Here is a 23,402-nt window from a genome sequence, read left to right as displayed (position 1 = left end):
AATCAGGTGAGCTTGAAGCCGTCGTCGTATTCGAGCGACAGCGATTTCCATTTCTTGCCGTCGAAGCGCCAGGCACTGTCGGTGCCCGCGACATAGAGATAATCGCCATCGGTACGGATATCGGAGGCGGTGCCGGTTTCCACCTCCAAGGGCACGATGGCGTTGCCCTTCTCCACGCCGATTCCGCCCTCATCGCCCCAATAGGCCTTGCCGCTATAGGTGCGCACGGCAAGATGGGTGGTGGTATCAGCCGGTTCGAGCTCGACCGCTTCTTCGTTGGCGATGCGCAGGCACGTTCCGTCTTCGCCGGCGACCCTGATCGTGCCGTCCGCGGCAACGTCGATGCCATAGAACACTTCTTGGCGATGCAGTTCCAGCGGCTGCCACGTCGAGCCCGCGAGCTTGTGCACCGATCCTGATTTTCCGCAGACCCAGATGCCATGCTTCGCGTCACCGTGAATATCCATGTATTCAGCTTGGGTTATCGGCGTGATCGGACGCCAGTCGTCTCCGACCAGCCTGGCGGCGCCGCCTGAAGAGCCGACCATCATGGCGCCACCTGGGTCGGCGGCCCAAACCTGGCGAAAGCTCTCCGTGCCGACCTGATCGCGGGTCCATTGCTTGCCGCCGTAGCGCCAGATCCAGATCGTTGCCTCGAGCGCAAAAAGTTCGCCTGAGGGCGACGCCGATAGCGACGTCAGCCATTCTGACGTGAACAGAACGCCCTTCGCGGTCTTTGGATTGAAGTCGTCGACCACAAAAATGACCGACACCGTGGTATCGTAGTCGGAATCCGCGAGCAGGAACAGAATGGCCACCTTGCCATTGCCCATCGGCGCGACCTGAAGGCATTCGATCGAGGTGTCCTCATCTTCGACGAAGTCTTCCAGCTCTTCCTTGTCCATCTTCAGCTTACCGATCATGGCTAACGCCTCCCTGGCGGTTGGCTAGGCAGAGATCATTCACGGGCAGTCCTTCTTGGACTTGGCGACGTCGGACGCCCTGACGACGACTTTCTTCGGGTCCTTTCCGAGGCTCACGGCCTCCTTCTTCAGTCGCTTCTTGGCAACTCCGGCAAGTCGGCCCTGGTCAATTGCCTTCGGGCAGGTGTCGACACAGCGCTTCGTGTCCTTCACCTCCTGCGCGTCCTTGCCCATGCTCTTTTTCTGATAGTCCTGGTTCGCTTTCCTGAGGCACTCCGCAGCAGCATCCTTCACTTCGTCAGGAATTTTCGGGTCATCCATGTTGTCGACCGTTGCCCTGGCGCATTTCTCGTTGAAATCGCCGAGCTTGCCCTCCTGGTTGAGCTTGATCCACTTGGCCGCTTCCTGGGTCTTGAGGTTGTGGGGCGTCTTCGACCCCTTGCCGATGACTTTGCCGGTGGCGCCAGCCTTCTTTGCCTTGGCAGCTTCGCCCGGAACCCATTTTGCCTTCATGCAGATGCAGGGGGCCTTGCTTTCATCATAGGCCTGACAGCAGTCGAGGGTCAGGTCACGCACGCCCTTGGCGGTGAAGAAGCGCACTTCCGTGGTGTGCTCCTTCTCATACCCCTCCGGACACGTCAGCTTGTTGTAAGGCTTGATCTCCAGCATGCTGCAATTGAAGGTCGCCACCGTCGCGGTGGAAATGTTCGGCATCGGCGGCCCGCCGGCGGTCGGCGAGGCGTGGTCGTTTGAGCCGATATCGGAGAAGCGGCTGATCGGCTCGCCGTCCATCTTCACATTGCCTGACCAGGCGTGGGCATATTCCTTGCCCGTGTTCACCGAGGTGATGATGTTCTTCTTCGGCGCGCAGCCGGCTTCGTTGCCCGAACATTTCGTATAGTAGGACTTGTTCTTCTGCGTGATCGTCTTGCCCCCGATCTTGACCGTACTTGTGCCGCTGTCGGTGTCGTCGTCCATGCTGAAGGTGGGATAGGGGATCGGTACGCCGGGGGGCGTCGCGGGCGTCTGCGGTGGCGTGAAGCAGACATAGGGGAAGGCGGCGATGATCTTGTTGGCCTGCGCCTTGCAGGCGATCTCCAGACCGTTGGCATAGACGGTCATGCGGCTCTCCTCGATGCAAAGACTGCAGCGCCGCACGCGCCGTCATCCGACGACGCTTCGATGAGCACCGGATTGCCGGCCGCGTAACCTTTTGCCGCCGCGGTCCAGGCCATGCCCACCATCACGGGAACGGCTGCGGCACCGATGTTGCCAAGCGATTCCGCAGGCGACCACAAATCCTGGAATTCGTGTCGGCCGCGCAGCAGCCGGATCGAAGCGAGTGCGGTCTGCTTGAACCAGTATTGTTCGCCGATGAGGTCCGAGATGCGGTAGCCCAGCCGGTTCATCTCGATGCCGGTTTCGCCAAACGCCGCATCATAGGCCGCTGTCATGCCATCGGCTCGCAACGGCAGATCGTCCTTGTTGTAGATCGAGGCTGTTTCGCGCGACAGGCCAAGGCCGAATAGCTGGAAGTTTCCGCCATTCGGCCGGGTGCACAACACCGCCGCCGCTGCCTCTCCCGGAATGAAGCCGTTCGAGTTGTCGGCGGTCAGCAGGCGGCGTCCCTTGAGGTAATGGGCAATCGTCGGCGCGGTCAGATAGCTGTCCACGCCAGCGATCATCACATAGGGCACGTCGCCGGATGCCAGCAGCCTGCGGGCATGATCGAATGCCACGTGCCCGGCAGGGCGCCCATGCGCCACGGTGCGGGAGCGGCTGTGAGGTTCGACCTTGACGATTTCGCCGATCCGCCGGAGCAGGCCGGAGTTGTCGCGCACCGGCCTGCCCGGTCGACCTTCCTCGGGAAGGCAGAGAATAAGTGCCGTCTGGCCGCGCGCTTCCGGCGCGCGCTCGAATGCCTCGGTAATGGCCCCTGCGGCCAGATGCGCCATGCGCTTCTCGCCGATCCAATTGCGCGGCAGCGGGACGGGCGCGCCGGTCAGCCACCCCTCCGGCGAGCCGAGGAAACGCGTCTCCTGGAAGCCGTCGAGGCGCGCGCGCATGGCTGCGCATGCTGAAGGCGCATCGAGTCCGACGGCCGTGGCCATCCCGACCGAAATGATGGCGACGCCGGCGGTCATGCCTCTTCCTCCTCAGGTGCTACCCCATCGGCACGGACGAAGGTGCGGCCGGCTGCCCGCGCCCTCAGCATGGATTCGGTGGGGGGACCTACCCAGCATTCGGTAAAATCCAGAATCGTGCGCTCGATCCGCTGCGCTACCCGCCAGACCAGGTGGTAGCGGCGGTTCTCCGGGTCGAACAGGATAGTGTCGGGGTACAGCTCACCCTCGAAACTCTTGGCGCCATCCTTGAACAGGGTCATCTCAAGCCCGGTTGGCGGCAGCCGGAAGCTCACCCGACCTTCCGGCGTCAGGTTCACCAGCTGTACCTCTTCACCACCCTTGGGATGATCGATCTGCTGGTCTGGCGGAGCCATCTGGAAATAGCGCTCGTCGAAGTCGGACGGCAGGAAGGGAAAGATGTTTTTCGTCCAGTTGTCATCGTAGGTACCGCCATGTTCGATGCGGCCGGGCCAGCCGCGGCCCATCGGTCCGAAGCTCATCGGCGTGTAGTCGCCGAAGGGCGAGCGGACTTCCTCGCCGACCTTCTGGGTGTTGGGCAGCCGCAGGCCCGGAATGAGGTGCTGGTTCCTGGTGCGCGACCAGCCGGTGCCGACCGGATTGGCGCCGTAGACGCCAGGCATCTTGTCCTCGGGATCCAGCTTGTCGACGCCACCCCAGGCGACGTCATAGCTGATCGGCAGTTTCAGGAAGGGCTGCGGTGCGGTCGCGGTGAAGACCGGGCCGATGGCGCGCCACTCGCGATGGCCGACCACCTCGAACAGTTTCGACCAGTTGCCGACCTTGATGCCGACCGGCACACGTTCCGCCGGCCGGCCGCCGGGCGCATAGGCGCAGCCATTGGCAATCACGTCGCAGCGCGGCTTGCGGAAGGCAAAATCGGTTTCCCACAGCGTGGCGGAATAGCCGGGCTCGCCCGTCTGCGTGTCGGCAAAGACCAGCGGCGCCTGCTCGGCCGACTTGCGCACCAATCCGCCCGGTGCGTCGGGAAGGTCGAACGTGCCCTTGACCACGACGACGATGTAGTCGTGGCCAGCCTTGTCCATGGCTACGGTGAATTGATGGACGTAGCCGGTCTGGTTCCAGATCTGCATCAACTGGTCTCCCAGCTCGCGGTGAGCAGCCGGTCGAGGACCGCTTGTGGGGCCGCCGGATCGACGTCCACCGGCACCCATGGGCCGGCCCACAAGACCATGCTGAGCACAGGCTCTCCCGTCATGTCGGCGATCGGAAACGGCAGCTCGGCAAGGCTGGCGGCGAATTCGTCTGCGCTGACATAACCATAGCGCGCCGCGTCGGCCGCCATCTCAATGTCGTCGAACCATTTCGCCGCCATGTCGGCCAATCCTGAATTGGCGGCGGAGAGGGGGGCTGCGACCGTCAGCGGAAAACGGCGGCCGGCGCGGTCGTTGCTCGTCACGACGATGCCCGCCATCGGGCCGTTGGCATCGGGACCGAGCAGGAAACGCAGTGCCACGTCCTCTGGCCAGGCGCCCGAACTCTGCAATGGCGCGAGGTGGCTTGCCACCCAACGGTCCCATGCGCGCACGAAGTCGCCGGGAAGCCCGCGGCCGACGAAGTCTCCGGTCGCCGGAATCTTGCCGTAGAAGCCGGTGGCTAGATGTTCTGCGGGCACGTGAACCTCTTGAACATCTGCAGGTTGTAGGGGTTCTCGACACTTGCCGCCTTGAGCTCGAAGTCGGCGTAAAAACTCTTGGCGCCGAGGCGCAGGTTGTAGACGTCGGACAGCGATGTCGCCGTGAAGCGACCCTTGGTGAGCAGCCGCAGCCAGGCCCAGCTCCCGGTTTCGTTGACGATGACTTCAGGCGACCCATCGATGGGCTGGAAGGCCAACGAGATGGTGCCGGTGCCGTCCTTGCCCGGCCAGGTCATCGGCTGAGGGCGGGTGGCGTTGTTGTAGTAGACGAGGCTTTGGCCATCGAGGTTGAGCGTCACCCGCGTGACTGTCGGCGACAGATCCTTGGGCTCGAGCGTGAAGCTCATCAGGGGGCCGGTGCCACCGGGGAACAGGTCGTCGCGAATACGGCGCGCCTGCTCGAAGGCGGCAAGGGCAGACGAATCCAGCCCCATGTCGGCACGCCAGGTCCATGGTTGTTTGGCCGTGTCGACATAGCTGATCAGGTGGTCGTTGGTGAAAGCGTCGATCAGTCCGCCTGGGCCGAACAGGCGGGCGAAATCGCGGACGTTGACGTCAACGGCACTTTCCGGGCTGAACGGATATCGGTTGGTCAAGGCAGCCTGGCAGAACGGCAGGATGTCGGCGCGCCAGATGGCATTGAGTTCGGAGGTGACGGCCTTTTCGGTCAGGCCGCTGGTGTCGCCGGCGATGCCGCCGAGCCAGTCGTCGATCGGATCGGGCAGGATCTGCGCCTGGCGCGCGACGGCACCGGTGAGTTCCGCGAGCCCGCCCTGCTTCTTGATGGCATCCTGCGGGTCGGGATTGGCGGTGACTGTCTGCAGCACATTCGATAGTGCCGTCAAGGCGACGACCGCGGCATCGAGCATGGGAGGCTGGCCGTCGACTTCGGCGACCGCACCTTTCAGCGGCTTGAAATGCTCGGCGACGAGCGTGCCGGTCATGTCGACTTCTGCTGCCGACCCGGCACGTGGCAACAGCTTGGCGCCGGCTTTGGCCAGTTTGCCGACCTTGCCGAGCTTGCCCAACAGCTTGGAGGCGCCTTTCGATGCGGCCTTGTTGTCGCCGGCCGGCTCCTCGTCCGAGCGGATGAGATCGGTCTCGTGAACGACTGCCGTGACCAGGCGCTTGAGCGCGGAATCGGCGCTCGACAGGTCCTTCAAATTTTCGCTGGCGACGTTGAGGTCGGTCAGCGGTGCCAGCCTTATGTCGCGCAGCAGGCTGTCCCACTGGGCGATGAAATCCTCGTAGTAGAGCTTCAGGATGTCTTCCGACAGCGCCGACACCGAGGTCTCGGAATTCTCCTCGCAGCCGCCGGCAAAGACGGCGCGGTCGAGGGCCGCCTGGGCGGCGACATCCTCCAGCCGATCGAGGATGACGTCGTGGAAGCCGGCATAGGTGAATGCGCCGGGCAGGCCGACACGCAGTGTTTTGTCGGAGCGGCGGGCAAAGACCTTGGAGCCGTTCGGGCCGGCGAAATTCGCCGGGATCCACTCCTTCAGTTCGGAGACGGCGGGATCGGCCAGCAGCTGCTTGTAGGCGCGTGCTGGCAGCGAAATGGTGCAGACGCTTTTCAGGGCCTCGGCGACCAGCGCCGGATCGGGCGCGACATAACTCGCGTCGATCGTCATGCGGCGGATGGCGGCAAGCTGGTGCTCTTCTGCGTTGGGCGTCGGGAAGGGCGCAACGGGTGCGAATTCGGGCAGGTCGTTGACCCACCAGTTTTGAGCGAAATCCGCGTCCATCTGGGAGAGGCCGGTCATCATGCGATAGGTCTTGAGCGCCCCCAGCATGAATTCCGGATCGCGGACCTGGCGCCACATCGTCGTTTCGAGCAGGGCGACCATGCGGGGTTCGAGGATGTTGCGCAAAGCGTGGTTGTAGCTGTCGGCCTGGGCCCGCAGCAGCTCCGGAGAGGCCGTCGGGCCGACCAGGTCACGAAAACCGCTGGGCGGCGGCGTGCGCGCATTGGTGACCTCATCCATCGCAGCCAGCGCAACGTCGATGTCGGGCGCATCGACAGGAGCCGGGGCCGCCGCGAATGGCGCCAACGGCGCCTGCAGTGCCTCCAACTGGCCGGCTTGGGCCGCGATGGCATTGCGGTTGTCGTAATAGGACAGTCCAAACAGCGCTCCGGCAAGCAGGACAGCTGCTCCGCAGGCAGCGGCGGCACCGCGCCAGATCCAGGTCCGGCGGCGTTGCGCCAGGGGGTCGAACATGCCCAGCCCGGCTTCCTTGAAGATCACTTCGGTGAGCAGGTTTTTGAGGAAGAAGCTGCGCTTTTCGACGCGTGGCGACGACATGGCGCGGCGCGGCGGCAGGCCGAACGAGGAAGAGAGTGCAGCGGTAAGCCGGTCGATGGGCGCGCCTTCCTGTGTGGCCGAAGTCAGATAGACGCCGCGCAACCAGGCGCTGTCTTCGTAGCGGCTTTCGCCGAAAATCTGTTCGACAAGAAGACGGATCGGTTCGGACAGGCTTTCGACCTGGGCCGGGAACCTGAAGATCTCGGCGCGGGCGGCGAGGCTGTCTTCGTCCTCGAGGCGGGGGACGAGGCGGCGCTCGAGCTCGGTCGCCAGCAACGAGATCTCGCTTGCGACCATCTTGCCGTCGACGCGTGCATCAGGCGCGAAGGTCGTGCCCCAGACCTGTTCGCGGGCCGAGGTCGAGAGGCCGCCGAAGAAGGGCTCGAAGCCTTTGATGAGGTCCGCCTTGGTCAGCATCAGATAGACCGGGAGCCGGATTTCGAGACGTTCGTTCAGCTCGGCGAGGCGGCGGCGGATCTTGCGGCCATGCGCCTTGATGGCTTCATCGCCCTCCGAGAACGCATCGATCGACAGGGCAACGATGACACCGTTCAGGGCGCGCCGGCCGCGATGTTTCTTCAACAGGTCGAGAAAGCCCAGCCATTCCACGGCATCGACATCTGGCTGGCTCTCCTGCTGGACGTAGCGGCCGGCGGTGTCGATCAGCACCGCGTGTTCGGCGAAGAACCAGTCGCAGTTGCGGGTGCCGCCGACACCCTGGATGTCGTCGGTGAGGTCGATCGGGAAATTCAGCCCGGACTGGCGCAAAGCCGTGGTCTTGCCGGTGGCCGGCGGTCCGACGATGACATACCACGGCATGTCGCGCAGCAACTTGCGGCCGCCGAGCTTGCGCCGCTTCATCTCGTCCATCAGCCCCTGGAACTTGGCGCCGACCGCGGCAACGCTCTGTTCGCCTGCCGTCAGCGGCTTCTCGACCGGCGGCGCGGCAATCTCGGCGACGAACATGCGATTGGCTCGGATGGCGCGGCGCTGCGCCAAAATCAGCCAGATCAGCCACAGGATGACCAGGCCTGCGATCAGCGCCATACGCACGGTTTCGGACGCAAACGGCGTGCTCTGGCCGACCGCGACGATGGGGCCGAAGATCCAGATGATCAGGGAAAGCAGCGTCAGGCCGATCAGCGTCCAGAGCCACCGCGATGTCAGTACCGACCAGAGGAAGCGCAGGATGAACATCTGTCACAACCTCTTTTCGACCAGCACTTCGACGCGGCGATTGAGCGCCCGGCCTTCACGCGTGGCGTCGTCGGCAACGGGGTCGGTGGCGGCGCGCCCCTCGGAGCGCACGCGCTCGCGCGGCACGCCGTTCTGGACGAGCATGTCGGCAATTGTCGCGGCGCGGGCCTCCGACAGGCGCTGGTTGGTGGAAAGCGGGTTGGTTCTTTGCAGCGGGATGCCGTCGGTATGGCCGACGATGGTGACGTTGCCGATCAGCTCCTGGTTCTCGACGATGACCTTGGCGATTGCTTCGATGAGCGGCTGGAATCCGTCGGTTAGTTCAGCTCTGGAGGACTGGAACAGCTCAGGGTTGGAGGCCTGGACGACGAGGCGGGCCAGCGACACGCTTTCGGCGCCCTTGAGCGCTGGGCGCAGGCCCTCGGGCGTGGCTGCCGCGAACTCCGGCAACAGCGCGAAGTCGACGGTTTCGACCGGCGGTGCTTCCGCCTTGGGTGTGGCGCGCAACACCTCGGCGCGGTCGGCCGGTGGAAGCGCACGCACAAGGGCCGAGAGCTGGACGGCCTGGTTGCTCAGCCCCAGCGAGAAGGCGATGTAGATCGCGGTGGCGAGCACGGCAGCGATGACGCCCATCACCCAGATCGGCACGGTGAAGCGCGGCGCCTCGTCGGCGGCAACGACGCCGCGCCAGTTGGGCGACAGCGGCGCGTCTTCGGCATCGGCGTCGCGCAGGAAGCGGGCGGCGGCGACACGCACGGCATTCAGCGACCGGTCGCCCGAGCGGCCGGGTACCCGGTATTTGCCGCGGAAGCCCAGCGCCATGCAGTGATACTGCAGCTCCAGCATTTCCCTATCGCGGTTTGGGTGGCGCTCGAGCTCCTCCAGGCGCGAGAAGAACTGGGCACCTGCATCGACGTCGCCGCGCAGCATGACAACCAGAGGTTGCCGAGGCCAGGCGCTCGAGCCGCCCCACGGCGTGTTCAACGCGAGGTCATCAAGCAGTGCGGCCACCGCCCATGCAGCCTGATCGGCCCGTTCGACCGACGATCCGGCGGCAACGGCGGCGTCGCGACCGCGCACCAGTTCTTCCTGCAGGCGGGTGCGAAGGTGTTCGGGATTCTCGGGCGGCAATGCGTTTTCGAGTTCGGGCGCGAATTCCAGCAAGGCGGAAAACGCATTGACCAATGTGTTCGGATGGGTGCGCGAGCGCTTCAGCGGCGCAGACGAAAACGGCATCGGCATGCGCGGCTGCGGCGTACCCACCATGCGTATCCGGGTACGCTCACGATCCTCCGACAAGCCGAAAGGATCGTCCTGGCTCATCGCGTCACCTGTTCACCGAATAGCAGTCGACCTGCGGCTCGCTCGGCAATACGCCGGAAACGCCGATGACGAATCCGGGTGAGTCGAGGAGGGAGGCCCAGTGCTCGCTTCTCTGATCGAGTTCAAGGCAAAGGCGGTCGCCGTCATAGGGGATTTCGCGCGGCTGCGAATGCAGCGGCTTCAGCGGTATGCCCGGCAGGCGCGACTTCCACAGGCCTTCGAATTCGCTGGCGGCCCCCACCGTCGCCTGGTTGACGAAGATCTTGCGCAGCGCGTCCTCGGACAGCTCGGAGCCGACGCGGATGACGATGCGACTGGCGACGAGCAGCTTGGGGTTGTCGATGCGCACCTTCCAGACATTGGTGGAGTGGCGCATGACCGGCAGCGCCCGCGATTTCGGCTCGACATAACGCAGGCTGAGGATCAGCGAACGCAATGTGTCGGCGAGCGCCGAATAGGCAGGACCTGGGGCCATGTGGTCATAAACAGGCAGTTCGGCGAGACGGCGCGAATTCGAGCCGTAGGTCGCCATCGATCCGGCGAGGCCGGCAAGTTCGAGATAGAGTTCGGCCGGATGGAAGATGTCCTGCGCCAGCATATGCGCCAGGCGTGGTCGCGCCGAATTGGCAAGGTTGAGCATCAGCAGATCTTCGACGCTGCGGCCGGGGCCGCCAAGCACCATCTTGGCATGCGCCTCGGCGATCTGGTCGAGCCCGGTGATGACCTCCTGCAGAAGCTGGGCGTACCAATGGACTGCACCTGTGGCGAGCGTCGGCGGCAGGAAGTTGGCGTCGACGGCAACACCGCCATCGGCGCGCAGGCCGGTGATTTCGGTAATCGGCAATGCCGTGTAGCCGCCGACCGATTTTCCCGGAGCAAGCAACAAGGCCTGCGGACGGGCGATCTCGATCTCTTCGGGGTCCGATCCGCCTTGCACGGCATCGCGAACGGTGACGATGCGGCCGCGGTAGCGCGCACCGCTGGTCTCGGCATGCGCCGGATCGAAGCCGACGCCACCGGGCTGTTCCAATGGTACCGCGATCAACACCGGACCGCCGCCCATGTCGGCGGTGATGGCGAGCGGCTTTGGCGCGTCCATGGTGTCGGGAATGGCAAAGGGCGTGCCGTCGGGAAAGATGCCGCGCGCCGAAAGCACGGCGACCTGTCCGGCTTCCAGCTGGACCGGGTCGAGGGTGAGCGTGCGGAAGCCATAGGTGTGAAGTTGCCCGGCCTGCAGCGCGCCGCGCACCGTCGCCTCGAAGAAGCGGTCCTGTTGCTGGAAGTGCTGGGTCCGAAGGAAAAGCCCTTCGGACCAGAGCACCCTGTTTGCGTCGGTCATGCGGCAACTCTCTGCATCGACAACTCCTGATATGGCCCGGTCAGGCCGAAATGCCTCCGCTGCCGAGCGTCACGGTGATCGTCACCGTCGAACCCGGTGAAACCGACTTCGTCGTCCGCCAGGTGCGACCGGTTGGTTCGCGAACAAGCGCGACGAAACCGAGCGCGGTCGCCTCCGGCTCGACAGTGATCGTCTTCGATGCCGCCGCACCCGGGCCGACCGAAAGCTGGTCGGAGCCGATGAGATCGCCGGCAAGTGCCGAGCCGGCGTCGCCCTGCAGGGCGAAATAGTCGGCCGAGTTGAACTTGCCGGTGCTCTTCAATCGCATGACCAGAACCGTCACCGGCCTGTCGCCGCCGTCAGGTCCGGGATTCATGCCGGCTTGACCGCTCACATTGACGGTGACGGTGGACGGTTTCGGTGGCCCGCTTTGGCAGGCGGCCACCAGTCCTGTAGCGCCGAGAGCAATAATGAAGTCGCGCCGGTCGATCATGCGTCACTCCTCTTCATATGCGTTGCGGAAGTCGGCTCCTATTTCGCCCATGAAGCGCGTCTCGGCACTCAGGGCGATCTCACGATGGCGTTTCTTGTAGAGGTCCCAAAGCTTGGCGCTGCGGCCGCCGGCGAGCAGTTTCTCGATCGACGAGCTCGACTTCAGCTCCTCTTCGAGCGCGACGGGATCGAAGCGGTCGATCATGTGGCGCAGCGCGCCTTGCAGGCCGCGCCAGGCGCGAACATGGTGGTGGGCGAGGTCGCGGATCGCATCCGATATGGCCGGCTCTCCGGCGAGAAAACCCGGACTGCGCTCGGCCAGGATGGTTGCCAGCGCATCGTCGACCGTGGGCAGGAACTTGAGCGGATTGACCTCCGAGGAGCCGACGATCGTCTGCTCGATGCGAGCGTTGCCCTTTTCCTCGGCGCGCTTGCGCAACAGCTGCATCAGGCCTTCGAGCATCAGGCGATACTCACGGCCGAATTTTTCCATCTCGGCCAGCGGGTCGCGGTTGGAAGAGGCGTTTTCGCCAAGGCCCATGCCGCGCAGGAAGGCGGCGCGCAGCGCGCTGTCGGACGGTGCGGGCGTAGGAGTTGGCGCGGGGATTGGCGCGGCTGCAGGTGCTGCCACCGCATTTTCCGCGGCCTTCTCCCGCGCACGCAGCGACATCGGCGGCGGGGGCGGTGTGTCCGCTCGGCGGGCAGGCGCGTCCCAGGGCGCAACCGATGCCGGCTGTGCCGGAGCCGGAACTGGGGGCGGAGCGAGAGCGGTTTCGCGCGGGTTTGCATCGACCGCCGGCGGAAGCGGCGTCATAGGCGGAAGGTCGAAACCGTCATCGAATGACGGCGATTGTGTCACGACCGGTTCCGCCTTTGACTTCGGCGTCTCGGCCGAAGCGAGGCCGAAAGGATCGGCAAAGGCTGCAGTGCCGTTCTGGCTGTCGTCGGCATGGCCGTTCACAACGGGTGTCGCCACCGGATCGAGGCTGAACGGATCGTCGAAGGCAGGAGAATTGCGCTCGGAGCCGCCGGCGCGCTCATAGGCGCGGAACGCGCCGGGCTCGGGATGCTCGAAAGGGTTGGGCAGATCGGCGGGCCGGGGGCGTTGCGGCTCCTCGTCCGTCTTGATCGAGAAGAAATCGTCGCCGCCGAGACCGACCGGGGCGCGAGATGCGGCAGGCGCCGGTTGCGGCACCGATGTCCTGGACGATGCTGGCTTGAAATGCTGCAGGTGGGCTTCCGTCGGCTGCAGCTCCACCGACACGACATAGTCGCCAAGACGGAGCCGCATGCCATGACGCAGTTGCGCCGAGTTGCCCGAGCCAAGGGCGCTGCCGGCGTCATCGATGAACAGGCCGCTGCTCGACGTGTCGACGACGACGTAGCCGTCCTGTCCTGATGTGATCTTGCAGTGGGCGCGCGAGACGAACATGTCGGGGTCGTCGATCTGCCAGTCCGCATCGGGACTGCGACCGATCACGAGTTCACCCTGATCCAGCCGGGTCTGGCGCACTGCCTGTGCGCGCGGTCCCTGCTCAAGCGTGAGGAGCAAGCTCATGCCCCGACTCCCGCCATTTCGGGCCGCCAGCCGACGATCGTCCGCAGGCGCATATCCTCAGCATCGCCCCTTTCGGCAGGGGGCGCAAGCCACGCCGTTCGGCCGAGCTGCGCCGCCCCGATGCGGGCCGGCGGCACCTCGTCGCTGGCCAGCACAAGCCTGAGGTCGACGTCGAGCAATTCACCGAGGAGGTCGCTTATGGCGCGCTTGAGGACAGCCAGTCGCCGGCTGCCGGGAAGGAAGGATGAGTAGGTGTTCAAATCGAGCGGGCCGAGGCGCAGCTCGACGCGGTTCTGGCGGCTGAAGCTGCGCGGCCCGATGGTCGCACTTCTGCCCAGGGAGGCGCTGGCCATGCCGAGCCTCGTCTGCAGCGCGGCTGGAACGTCCAGCCATGACGCCACGAACTCCTTGAGCTGGACCTTCACATTGAACACTTCGGCGACGAACAAGGTCAGCCGCTCGGGCCCGTCGACCTGTCCGGCAAGTGCTGCTGCCTGGCGCAACTTGACCGAATCCATGTCCGGGTCCTGGGCGTTGCCGGTTTCGGGCAATCCGATGCCGGCCATTGCCTCCAGCATCGCGCGGATACGCCCGCCGACGGCACGCTCGACCTGCACGCCGGGATGCGCGTCCGCCCAGGCGCGGTAGAACAGGGCGATCATGCGGTGCTGAAGGATATTGACGAACTCGACGAAGGTCGTGTCGCTGGTCTGATGGGCATCCGCACCGGCAAACCAGCGTTGCGACATGCGGTCGAGCACCCACCGCGTGACATGCAGCGGCAGCGGGCCTTCGGGGCCAAGCAGGCCAAGATTGGCGACGGTGACCCGCGCGGCACCCTTGTCGGTGGCGGGCGAAAAATTGACGACGTCCTGGGTCGCAAAGCCCAGACGCACATGCTGGCCGAGGCGTGCAGGCTCACGATCCGGCCGGCCGGAGTGACCGAACAGGCGGCCGTCCCGGTTTTCAAGCTGGCGCAGCAGCTCGAAGAAGTCATAGCCCTCGGACAGCGTGTCGGCAGCCGCTAGATCAGGAAGCGGTTGCCGGGCGTCATCGGCCATGGCACGTCCTCCTGCTTCTGGAGCAGCCGCGTGCGGGTGCGCACGAAGCCGTTGATACCGGCGTGGCGGGCGAACAGCCGCGCCAGAAGCGCGGAAAGCAGCAGCGAGCTTTGGCCTGACAGAACCGACTGGTCGATGTGGAGCAGGATCTCGATGCCGCGGCCGAAACACATCGGCCCCGGTATCGCCAGGCGCTCGATCACCGGCTGGGAATCGATGCGGACGATCGAGCGGACATGGCGCGCCAGCCCCGGATCGCCGCGATCGGCATAGAGGTCGAGCAGTGCGTGCAGCGGATCGACGCCACGCCCTTCCTTGGCAAGGCTGAGGAAGTTGAGCGCGAGTTGCGCCACCAGCCGCCAGGCGAGATCGTCGGCCCGCGATTCAGCGTCGGCCCCGGCAGGCAGGGCGGCGGGAATGGAGGGCTGTGGCGCACGCAACGCACCAAGCAGGCGGACCGCCTCGACCGGGTCGCCGCTCTCCAGCGTCAGCGTCGGATTGTCGTCGAGGATCGGCAGGTCGCGATTGGTGCAGAGAGCGGTGATCTCGATGCGTTTGAGCGGCCGCCCGGCCGGGATGCCTGCCGGGCGGGAGATCGCCAGGAAAACGTCGTCGCCGGTGTAGGAGGTGCGCGTCATGCCCTCGCGCCGCTCGTCTTCGGTGGCGCGGCGTGGACGGCGCTCGATCGAATAGACCCAGCCGCTGCCCCGGTTCTGACCCAGACTGAACAATGCCGGTATCTCGGCGTCGGGGCCCTGGGCGTCCGCATCCTCGACATGGGTGACGCGGAAGATTTCGAAATCCCGTGGCCGGGTCCGGTCGGCATAAAGCACCTGCCGGGTCTTGCGGGCATCGAGCTCGATGACGTTGCATTCGCGCTCGAACAGATTGATCACCGGTGTGGCAAAAAGCTCGAAGTCGGCTGGCGCGAGGTCGGCGAGTTCAGGTGCTGCCCGCCGCAGCAGGAAGAAGATTTCGAGCCCCGCATCGGAGCTGCGCACGACCGGCAGCAGACCCTGCACGCGGACATAATGGAAGCGCTCCGGCATCATGAAATATTCGCGCAGCAGCCGGTAGCCTTCGAAGGTCGGACGCGTGCGCGGCATCAAAGCTTCACTGTCGTTGATGCCGATCATCTCGGGCTGGGGCAGCACCGTGAGCTTGCCTGACTTGCCGTTGGGGCGGGCGCCAATTGCCGTGCAGACGCCAAAGATCGTGTCGAACAGCAGCGACGCCTTGGTGCGCCCGGCAAAATGCAGGTCGAGCCGATCGAGCGCCAGTTCGTTGAGCTTGCCCTTGCCGGATCTGGCGATGGTGATGCGCAGCGCCGCCTCGCACACAACACCACTGATCGGCGAGATGCCGGCTGCGGCGAGCGCGCTGCGATCCTGATAGTAGCCGACCGACGCAATCTCGATCGGCCACAAGGTGACGTCCTGGGCGGTCGTGAAGGTGGAGCGCGTCGAAAGGTTGGGCTGCAGGTTGGCGACAAGCCGGGTGCTGCGCTTGACGACGTGGCCCATGTTCATCGTCTGAACCTGCTGGCCCGGCTTCAGCACCGCCATGGTCACCGCGGGCGCCTGCGTCAGCAGGTCGGGATAAAGCACTTCGAGGACGCTGCGCGCGAACCTCGAGCGTTCGGCATCGACCTTGAGCCGGGTGCGTGCGGCGAGGAAGGCGACGCCGTCGAGCAGGCGCTCGACATAAGGGTCGGGGCAGGGCGCGGTGTCGAGCGAGAGGTTGCGTGCGACCGCCGGGTGCATGTCGGCGAATTCCGCAGCAAGCGTGCGGATGTGGGTCAGCTCCTCCTCGTAATACTCCAGGAAGATCCGATCCATTCTATGCCTCGCCGTATTCGGTCCGCGCCAAGCCGTTGTCGAGGTTGATCGTGGTCCGCAGCCGGAGCCGTTCCGGCGTCGGCGTCATGATCAGCACCCCGTCGATTTCGATCTTGATGCCCATGCTCTTGTCGTTGAGGGTGACCGTGACCTTGGTCGCGCTCTCCTTGAGGCGCGGCTCGAAATTGGCCAGGACCGTCTTGATTTCACGGGCCAGTGCGTCCTTGTCGAAGTCGCGGGACGAGCGGCCGGAGAATGAAGGCACGCCGAAGTTGACCACGCTGCGGCGTACTTCCGGGAAGTCGTCGAGTTTCAGCCGGCTTTCGGCAGCCTGCTCATCCTCGACGTCGGACAGCAACGGGACGGCATCGAAACGCTCGGTGTTGAACAGCGCCTCGATGTCGCGGCGAACCGCCTCGCGCAGCACGCGCGCCGACACCACGATGCCCCGGTTTTCGAGTTCGACGCGGTTACGGTTGAGGAAGACCAGCCGGTGCAGACGCTGCTTGTGGTCGGGCGTGAGATCGAGATCGGAATCGATCACACGCGCACTGCCGGTGGCGAGCGCTTCGACACGCTCGCTGCCAAGTTCATTGTCCAGTGCCCGCTGCAGGGCCTCGATTTCAGAGCTTAGTCCAGGCAGGTCGTTCACCAGCCGGTCCCATAGCGATGGCTGTGACGCCTCTCGCCTTGCTTGCTGAACTCCACTGGCCTTCATCATGCAGCACCAGGGCGTCTATGCGGCACGTCACAAGCCGGTTGCAACGCTCATCTCTTGCGTATGGTCGGTGTCGTAGACCAGCTCGATCGTCTTGTAGGCGAACTGCACGAAGTCCTCGAGCGTGTCGCTGTTGGTCGTGCTGGCACCGAAGCCATAAGAAACGACGGATGCTTCCTTCATGGTGATGACGAAGTAGTCGCTCGTCTCGCCGTCGATCGTGCGGCGGCAGGAAACCACCACTTCGTCGAACTGCTTGTTCTCGTGGCAGGCCTTGGCAAGGTAGGGTGACGACATGTCGACATCCTTGGAACAACTCACCGTGCCCAGCGCGACACGACCCTTGCGGGAAAGCGAATTGGGATCGAATGGGGCCACCATGTTGAAGGCGACGTTGAATATCTCGATCTCTTCGTCATGACCATCGCGGGTGCTCGGACCCTTGATGTCGGGAACCTTCAGGAAGCCGTCGATCTTGGTAGCTTTTCTCAGATCGTCATCCGATGCCATTGTCTCTCTCCGTTACTGGACAGTTCAGGACTTGACCGAAGGCAGCTCCGACACCAGCCGGAGCGAAGCGTTAATTCCTTCCAACTGGTAGTGCGGGCGAAGGTAGAAGCGCGCGTTGTAGTAGCCGGGACGTCCCTCGACGCTGTCGACCTGGACCTCGGCCGCAGCGAGCGGGCGTTTGGCACGGGCCTTGTCGTCGGCGAAGGCCGGATTGGCGAGCACGTAGCGGTTGATCCACTCCGTCAGCCATATCTGCATGTCGGCACGTTCCTTGAACGAGCCGACCTTGTCGCGCGCGATCGCCTTGAGATAGTGGGCAAAACGCGAGACCGGGAACAGATAGGGCAGGTTGGCGCTGAGGCGCTCGTTGGACTGCGCGTCGGGATCGACGAGCCGTCCCGCACGGGTTTCATCGTCCTGCAGCGAATGGGCGCCGATGAAGGCGGCAAGATCCGTGTTCTTGCGATGCAGGATCGGCATCAGTCCGAGCTTGGCCAGTTCCGCCTCGCGACGGTCGTCGATGGCGACTTCGGTCGGGCACTTCATCGCGATCGAGCCGTCGTCGGTCGGGAAGCTGTGCACCGGCAGGTTGATCACCGTGCCGCCGTTCTCGACGCCCCGGATCTGGGTGCCCCAGCCGAACAGCTTGTGGCTGCGGTTGATGTTGACGCCCATCGGGAAGGCGGCGTTCATCCAGACATATTTGTGGTGGTCGCCCTGGACCTCCTCCTCGAAGGCAAAACCCTTCACCGGCACGGTGTCGGCACCATAAGGCAGCCGGGCCAGGACGCGCGGCATGGCAAGGCCGATGTAGCGGGCATCCTCGCTCTCGCGCAGCGACTGCCACGAGGCATAGGCCGGATTGGAGACGATCTGCTGCAGGTCCTGCGGATTGGGCAGTTCCTGCCAGCTGTCCATGCGGAACAGGCGCGGCGAGGCGGCGGCGATGAACGGCGTATGCGCCGAGGCGCAGACGCCCGAAATGTTGCGCAGGAGGCCGACGTCGCGCGGGTGGTTGGAGAACTCGTAGGCGCCGATCAGGCAGCCGAAGGGTTCGCCGCCGAACATCGAATATTCGTCGGTATAGACCTTCTTGAACACCGGGCTCTGGTCCCACATCTGGCCTTCATAGTCTTCCAGCGTGTCGGCCAGCTGCTCCTTGGAGATGTTCATCACCCGGATCTTCAGCTTCTGGTCGGTCTCGGTGTTGTTGACGAGATACCAGAGGCCGCGCCATGTGCCCTCCATCTCGCGCACTTCCGGTGCGTGCAGGATCTCGTTGAGCTGGACCGTCAGCATCTTGTCGATGCCAGCGATCAGCGACTTGATCGACTTGATCGCGTTCGACGAGATGGTGGTCGTCTCGGAGCGCGACTGGGCGGCGAGCGCGAGATTGCGCACGAGCTGCTGCAGCTTCTCGCTGTCGTCTTTCTTGACCTTGAAATCCTTTTCCAGCAGGTCGCTGAATTCTCCGAGGTCGATGGCCTCCGCCTCGGCGACCGTTGGGCTCTTCTGCTGCTCGGCCATGGCTCTACTCCTCGACCTTGTCGCTGTCGGAGAGCGCCTGGCTGGCGATCTGGCCGAGCAGAGGCTCGTTGTTCAGCAGTTGCGCGATGCGCTTCTCGGCATCGGCGCGACCGTCCATGAAGCCCAGAAGCTCTTCCAGCTGACGGCGCATCTTGAGGATCTCGGCGAGCTGCGGCACCTGCTCGGCTATCTTGTCGGGAGCGAAATCGCCCATCTTGGAGAAGGTCAGGTCGATTGCCAGCTCTTCTTCCCGTTCGGCACCCTCGGCCTGGGGCAAAGTGTTCTTCACACGCGCCTTCACCCGCGGTCCAAGCGCTTCCATGAAGCGCGGGAACCTGTTGGCGTCGGTCTCGACGAAGGTGCGGTCGAGCACCGTCTTCTGCGCCTCCTTGGTTTGCGACGACCCTGCGAGATCGGCCATCACGCCCATCACGAAAGGCAATTCAATCGTCGTCGGGCTGCCGTAGGTCTCGACGTCATAGGCGATCTGCACGCGCGGCGCGCGATTTCGCTCGATGACCTTTGCTTTGCTTTCGGCTGGCATGCTTGGCTACCTTTCATCCTTCTGAGGCGTCTTCTTGTCAGTCACGCCGGCGAGGAGCCGGAACTCCTTGAGCCCCGAGGGGGCGAGATCTTCCATCAGCTCGACGAAATCCATGTGCACCATGCGGCGCACGCGCCGGGCGAGGTGCGGGATCGGGCTCGACGGTTCGGTGCGGTCGTAGAAGGCGACGACGAGATCGAGGCATTTGACGACGTCGTCACGCGAAGTCAGGCGTTCGGGGAGGGCCATTGTCGGTCCAGCATGGTTGGCCACCGGCTCTGGCGCGTGGCCGTTGGGCTGTGCGGCCGCCGGTGCCGAGGCCGCCATCTCGGGCACTGTTGCCGCGTTGGGCGCCGGCCGCGCGGCGGCGCCGCGCTCGATCGTGGTCAGCATCCGGTCGAGAAACTTCCTGAGCTCCGGGACAGCCGGTCCGGTGCTTTCCAGGCGCTTGTTGAGCGCGCTGTCGAGGGCAGCAAGGGCTGCGCCCGCCGCGCGCGCATCGGCAACCAATTGCTCCAGGGCAGCGGCAGCCTGATCGGCCTGGGCCGCGCAGGCGCTGCGCAGGCGGGCCAACAGTTGCTCGTGCTTGGTCGACAGGGCCGCACGTTCGGCGGCGTTCAGCCCCTGTGCCGCTTCCTGCAGCATGACACGATCGTCGAGCGCACCTTGTTCGAGCTCGCGCCCGGTAACCGGGCCGAAGCCGCGCGGCGCGAAGAACACCATCTTCCTGAGGTCGTGGAGCAGACCAGGCTCCTGGCCGTTCTGCAGGTCGAGGACGGCGTTGACGCGGCGCAGTGCTGCATCGCGCGGTGGCGCGTTGGGCCGCAAAGCGGGGTGCATCGTGTCCCAATGCGCGTCGAAGGTCCGCGCGATCAGCATCAGCCCTTCGGCAAGGCCGGCCAGTCCGCGGGAATTGGCCAAGGCGCGGGTGACCAGCGTCAGCAGGCGCAGGTCGCGACCGTGGGTGCGCAGTTCGTCGGCTTTTTCGAGGACGTCATCCCAGTCGACCGGAATGCTCACTTCGGCCGAGGGCCGGTTGCGCTCGTCATGGACGACATCGGATTGCGGGACGGCGAGGCGCTCGAGATCATGGAAGCGCGGATCATTGCGCAAATCTTCCCCCGACGGGTTTTCACCGTTCAAAGGGTTGAGCCAAAGAGCAAGATCAACCACGCACCCCCCCACGCCATACTCAGGTCGGAAGTAGCCGGTATTCCACTCGATTTCAGTTTTAGCACAGTTCAGGCGCCGCTCAAAGTTGGACGCGTCTAGCCCTTAAGCGTTAGTCACCACGGCCGCGCGAATTGTTATAGTCGTTCGGTGGCGGGTGCGCGGATACAGTCCGCCCCCGCTCGTGGGCCGGCTTTGTAAAGTCGCGGTTTGTGTGGCAAATTGCAGTGATCGCAGTCCGGCCATTGGAGAAATTCCATGGAACAGAAGGGCATGCAGCAGCGCAGGTCGTCCCAGGGCTTCAAGCGCAAGGAACTGGTCGGTAAGCTCAATCCCACCTGCTTGCGCGCCTTCAAGGCGGCGGCCGACGCAGCAAAGCTGCGTGGCAACCCTTACGTGGAACTCGTTCATTTTATTGAGCAACTTGTTCTTTCGGATCGCTCTGACGTGCAGATGATCCTGGCTGACGCCGGTGTCGATGCGGCACGCGTCGCCGGCGACATGACACGCGCCGTCGACAAGCTGCCTTATGGCGCGACCTCGATCGAGGAGTTCTCCGACCACATCTTTCACGCCATCCAGGAGGCCTGGAACCTGGCGACGCTGGAGTTCGGCTCGGACGAGGTGCGCAGCGCCCATGTGATCCTGGCCTGCCTGAAGGTGCCGGTGCTGGAAGGGCTCGTGTCGAAGATCAGCACCGAGTTTGACAAGATCGACGCTGACGGCGTGATTGCGCGTTTCGCCGACGTCGTCGACGGTTCGCTGGAAGGCTCTACGACCAGTGCCGCCCCGACTTCGGACGAGGCGCCGCGGCGCCTGTCACCTGGCGGGGAGTCGGCGCTGGCGAAATACGCCACCGACCTGACCCAGCGGGCACGCGACGGCAAGATCGACGCCGTCGTCGGCCGCGATCCGGAAATCCGCCAGATCGTCGATATCCTGATGCGCCGGCGCCAGAACAACCCGATCCTGACCGGCGAGGCCGGCGTCGGCAAGACAGCCGTAGTCGAAGGCTTTGCGCTGCGCATCGCCGAAGGCGACGTGCCGCCGATGCTGCAAGGGGTCAGCCTGCGCATGCTCGATGTCGGCCTGATGCAGGCCGGCGCCAGCGTCAAGGGCGAGTTCGAGAAGCGGCTGAAGGCCGTCATCGACGAGGTGCAATCCTCCGAAACGCCCGTGATCCTGTTCATCGACGAGGCGCATACGCTGATTGGCGCCGGCGGTGCTGCCGGCACCGGGGACGCCGCCAACCTGCTGAAGCCGGCGCTGGCACGCGGCGAGTTGCGCACCATCGCTGCCACCACCTGGGCCGAATACAAGCAGCATATCGAAAAGGACCCGGCGCTGACCCGGCGTTTCCAGGTGGTCAAGATCGAGGAACCCGACGAGGCCGCCGCCATATTGATGCTGCGCGGCGTCGCCGGCGTGCTCGAAAAGCACCATGAGGTGCAGATCCTCGACGAGGCCATCGAGACGGCGGTCAAGCTGTCGCACCGCTACATCCCGGCGCGGCAACTGCCCGACAAGGCCGTCAGCCTGCTCGATACGGCTTGTGCCCGCGTCGCCATTTCACAGCACTCCAGGCCCGGCGAGGTCGAGGATCTGATGCGCCGCAGGCAGGCGCTCGAGGTCGAGCAAGGCATCATTGGCCGCGAGGCGGCGATCGGCATCGAAGTGGACGAGCGCAAGGCACGCGTCGAGGCCGGGCTGGTCGAGACGGACGCCGCACTGGCTGCGGCCCAGGAGCGCTGGGACAAGGAAAAGGCCGCCGTCGCCGAAATTCTCGACCTGCGCGCCAGGCTGCGCGGGCAGGGCGTGGCGCTCGATCCCGTCGTTGCGGAGGCGCAGGCGGCCGAAGAAGCCGGCGAGGAACCGGTCGCTGCCAATGACGATGATGCCGTCGATCAAGATGTCGCCGCTGGCAGCGTGCCCCAGGTTGAGCAGGCCGAAACCGCTCAACAAACAGAGGCAGTCTCCGATCCCGGGGCCGACCTTGTGCGGCTCAGGGAGCTGATGGCGGTGCTGGCTGAGGCGCAGGGCGAAACGCCGTTGATCCTGCTTTCCGTCGACCGCAATGCGGTGGCCTCAGTGGTGCAGGACTGGACCGGCATCCCCACGGGACGGATGCTGACCAGCCAGACCGAAAAGGCGCTGCGGCTGGCGCAGACCTTGTCCGAGCGCGTCGTCGGCCAGGATCATGCGATGGAAATGATCGCCAAACGCGTCCAGACCAGCCGCGCCGGGCTCGGCGCGCCGGAAAAGCCGGTTGGCGTGTTCCTGCTCTGCGGCCCCTCGGGCGTCGGCAAGACCGAGACGGCGCTGGCGCTGGCCGAGACACTGTACGGTGGTGAGCAGAACCTGATCTCGATCAACATGTCGGAATTCCAGGAAGCGCACACCGTGTCGACGCTGAAGGGCGCGCCCCCTGGATATGTCGGTTACGGCAAGGGCGGCATCCTGACCGAGGCTGTCAGGCGCCGGCCCTATTCGGTGATCCTGCTCGACGAGGTCGAGAAGGCGCATCCCGACGTGCACGAGATCTTCTTCCAGGTCTTCGACAAGGGCATGATGGACGACAGTGAGGGCCGCCGGATCGACTTCAAGAACACGCTGATCCTGCTCACGTCCAATGTCGGTTCCGAGGTCATCATGACCAAGACCAAGGGCGGCGAGCTGCGCGAGAATGTCGAGAACCTCGACGCTGCGTTGCGTGCGCCTTTGCTCAAGGTGTTCCCGGCGGCCTTCATCGGCCGTGTCGTGACGATCCCCTATTATCCGCTGTCGGGTGAGATGATCGAGGCGATCACCCGCCACCAGTTCGGCAAGATCGCGCGCCGGCTGCAGGTCAGCCATGGCGCGGAACTGGTGATCGGCGATGGCGTGATGGAACTGATCAAGGCGCGCTGCACCGAGATCGAATCCGGCGGCCGCATGATCGATGCGATCCTGACCAACACGCTTTTGCCGGAACTGAGCCGCGGCGTGCTTAACCGTTCGCTCGATGGGGAAAAGCTGACGCGCGTGACAGTCGGCGCGTCAGGCGAGGGGTTCAGCTACGAGTTTGGGTAATTCACCTGCGGGGTAGGTGCTGCAACGCC

17 protein-coding genes and 1 pseudogene are annotated in these 23,402 nt (G+C 64.7%); 1 reads left to right on the top strand and 17 read right to left on the bottom strand.

The window, feature by feature from the left end; all coding sequences use genetic code 11:
* Positions 1–2 precede the first annotated feature (2 nt).
* The 17 genes and pseudogenes from H5P29_RS18965 to tssA form a co-directional block, all read right to left on the bottom strand.
* Positions 3–923 (bottom strand): hypothetical protein, encoded by a 921-nt coding sequence (locus H5P29_RS18965; protein ID WP_154386514.1) that lies wholly within the window; start codon positions 921–923, stop codon positions 3–5.
* Between the two features lie 39 nt (positions 924–962).
* Entirely contained in the window at positions 963–2,045 is a 1,083-nt protein-coding gene (locus H5P29_RS32610) for a PAAR-like domain-containing protein (RefSeq protein WP_083948587.1), read from the bottom strand.
* The gene (locus H5P29_RS18955) at positions 2,042–3,067 is read right to left on the bottom strand and encodes a beta-ketoacyl synthase N-terminal-like domain-containing protein (protein ID WP_154386513.1); all 1,026 of its coding nucleotides are present in this window, start codon (positions 3,065–3,067) and stop codon (positions 2,042–2,044) included. Before H5P29_RS18955 ends, H5P29_RS32610 begins: the two co-directional genes overlap by 4 nt.
* A complete protein-coding gene (locus H5P29_RS18950) occupies positions 3,064–4,161 on the bottom strand; it encodes a DUF2169 domain-containing protein (protein WP_067962052.1) in 1,098 nt (365 codons plus the stop codon). Before H5P29_RS18950 ends, H5P29_RS18955 begins: the two co-directional genes overlap by 4 nt.
* Positions 4,161–4,703 carry a type VI secretion system-associated protein TagF gene (tagF, locus tag H5P29_RS18945; RefSeq protein ID WP_067962050.1) on the bottom strand — a complete coding sequence of 181 codons (543 nt, stop codon included), beginning with the start codon at positions 4,701–4,703 and terminating at the stop codon, positions 4,161–4,163. Before tagF ends, H5P29_RS18950 begins: the two co-directional genes overlap by 1 nt.
* Entirely contained in the window at positions 4,685–8,224 is a 3,540-nt protein-coding gene (tssM, locus tag H5P29_RS18940) for a type VI secretion system membrane subunit TssM (protein ID WP_154386512.1), read from the bottom strand. The genes tagF and tssM overlap by 19 nt, the downstream gene beginning before the upstream one ends.
* Positions 8,225–8,227: 3 nt before the next feature.
* Entirely contained in the window at positions 8,228–9,547 is a 1,320-nt protein-coding gene (gene icmH, locus H5P29_RS18935; protein WP_154386511.1) for a type IVB secretion system protein IcmH/DotU, read from the bottom strand.
* Positions 9,548–9,551: 4 nt separating this feature from the next.
* Positions 9,552–10,886 (bottom strand): type VI secretion system baseplate subunit TssK, encoded by a 1,335-nt coding sequence (gene tssK / locus H5P29_RS18930; protein WP_154386510.1) that lies wholly within the window; start codon positions 10,884–10,886, stop codon positions 9,552–9,554.
* A 40-nt stretch (positions 10,887–10,926) separates the two neighbouring features.
* Complete coding sequence (gene tssJ, locus H5P29_RS18925; protein ID WP_067962042.1) at positions 10,927–11,379, bottom strand: type VI secretion system lipoprotein TssJ; 453 nt, start codon at positions 11,377–11,379, stop codon at positions 10,927–10,929.
* A gap of 3 nt (positions 11,380–11,382) precedes the next feature.
* Entirely contained in the window at positions 11,383–12,936 is a 1,554-nt protein-coding gene (tagH, locus tag H5P29_RS18920; protein WP_154386509.1) for a type VI secretion system-associated FHA domain protein TagH, read from the bottom strand.
* The gene (gene tssG / locus H5P29_RS18915; RefSeq protein ID WP_067962038.1) at positions 12,933–13,997 is read right to left on the bottom strand and encodes a type VI secretion system baseplate subunit TssG; all 1,065 of its coding nucleotides are present in this window, start codon (positions 13,995–13,997) and stop codon (positions 12,933–12,935) included. The genes tagH and tssG overlap by 4 nt, the downstream gene beginning before the upstream one ends.
* Positions 13,961–15,835, bottom strand: coding sequence for a type VI secretion system baseplate subunit TssF (gene tssF, locus H5P29_RS18910; RefSeq protein WP_154386508.1), 1,875 nt, complete (start codon positions 15,833–15,835; stop codon positions 13,961–13,963). Before tssF ends, tssG begins: the two co-directional genes overlap by 37 nt.
* A 1-nt stretch (position 15,836) precedes the next feature.
* A pseudogene (gene tssE, locus H5P29_RS18905) lies at positions 15,837–16,582 on the bottom strand (type VI secretion system baseplate subunit TssE).
* 1 nt (position 16,583) lies between these two features.
* The gene (locus tag H5P29_RS18900; protein WP_067962033.1) at positions 16,584–17,063 is read right to left on the bottom strand and encodes a type VI secretion system tube protein Hcp; all 480 of its coding nucleotides are present in this window, start codon (positions 17,061–17,063) and stop codon (positions 16,584–16,586) included.
* Positions 17,064–17,087: 24 nt separating this feature from the next.
* Positions 17,088–18,590 (bottom strand): type VI secretion system contractile sheath large subunit, encoded by a 1,503-nt coding sequence (gene tssC / locus H5P29_RS18895; RefSeq protein WP_154386506.1) that lies wholly within the window; start codon positions 18,588–18,590, stop codon positions 17,088–17,090.
* Positions 18,591–18,594: 4 nt separating this feature from the next.
* On the bottom strand, positions 18,595–19,134 hold the full coding sequence (gene tssB / locus H5P29_RS18890) for a type VI secretion system contractile sheath small subunit (RefSeq protein WP_067962030.1): 540 nt from the start codon (positions 19,132–19,134) through the stop codon (positions 18,595–18,597).
* A gap of 6 nt (positions 19,135–19,140) precedes the next feature.
* Entirely contained in the window at positions 19,141–20,307 is a 1,167-nt protein-coding gene (tssA, locus tag H5P29_RS18885) for a type VI secretion system protein TssA (RefSeq protein WP_182574157.1), read from the bottom strand.
* A 270-nt stretch (positions 20,308–20,577) separates the two neighbouring features.
* Here tssA and tssH point away from each other — a divergent pair, with 270 nt between their 5' ends.
* Positions 20,578–23,373 carry a type VI secretion system ATPase TssH gene (gene tssH / locus H5P29_RS18880; protein ID WP_154386539.1) on the top strand — a complete coding sequence of 932 codons (2,796 nt, stop codon included), beginning with the start codon at positions 20,578–20,580 and terminating at the stop codon, positions 23,371–23,373.
* The last annotated feature ends 29 nt before the right edge of the window (positions 23,374–23,402 follow it).

Source organism: Aminobacter sp. MDW-2 (genome assembly GCF_014250155.1).
Classification (GTDB): domain Bacteria; phylum Pseudomonadota; class Alphaproteobacteria; order Rhizobiales; family Rhizobiaceae; genus Aminobacter; species Aminobacter ciceronei.
This window is presented reverse-complemented; position numbering and strand designations above follow the sequence as displayed.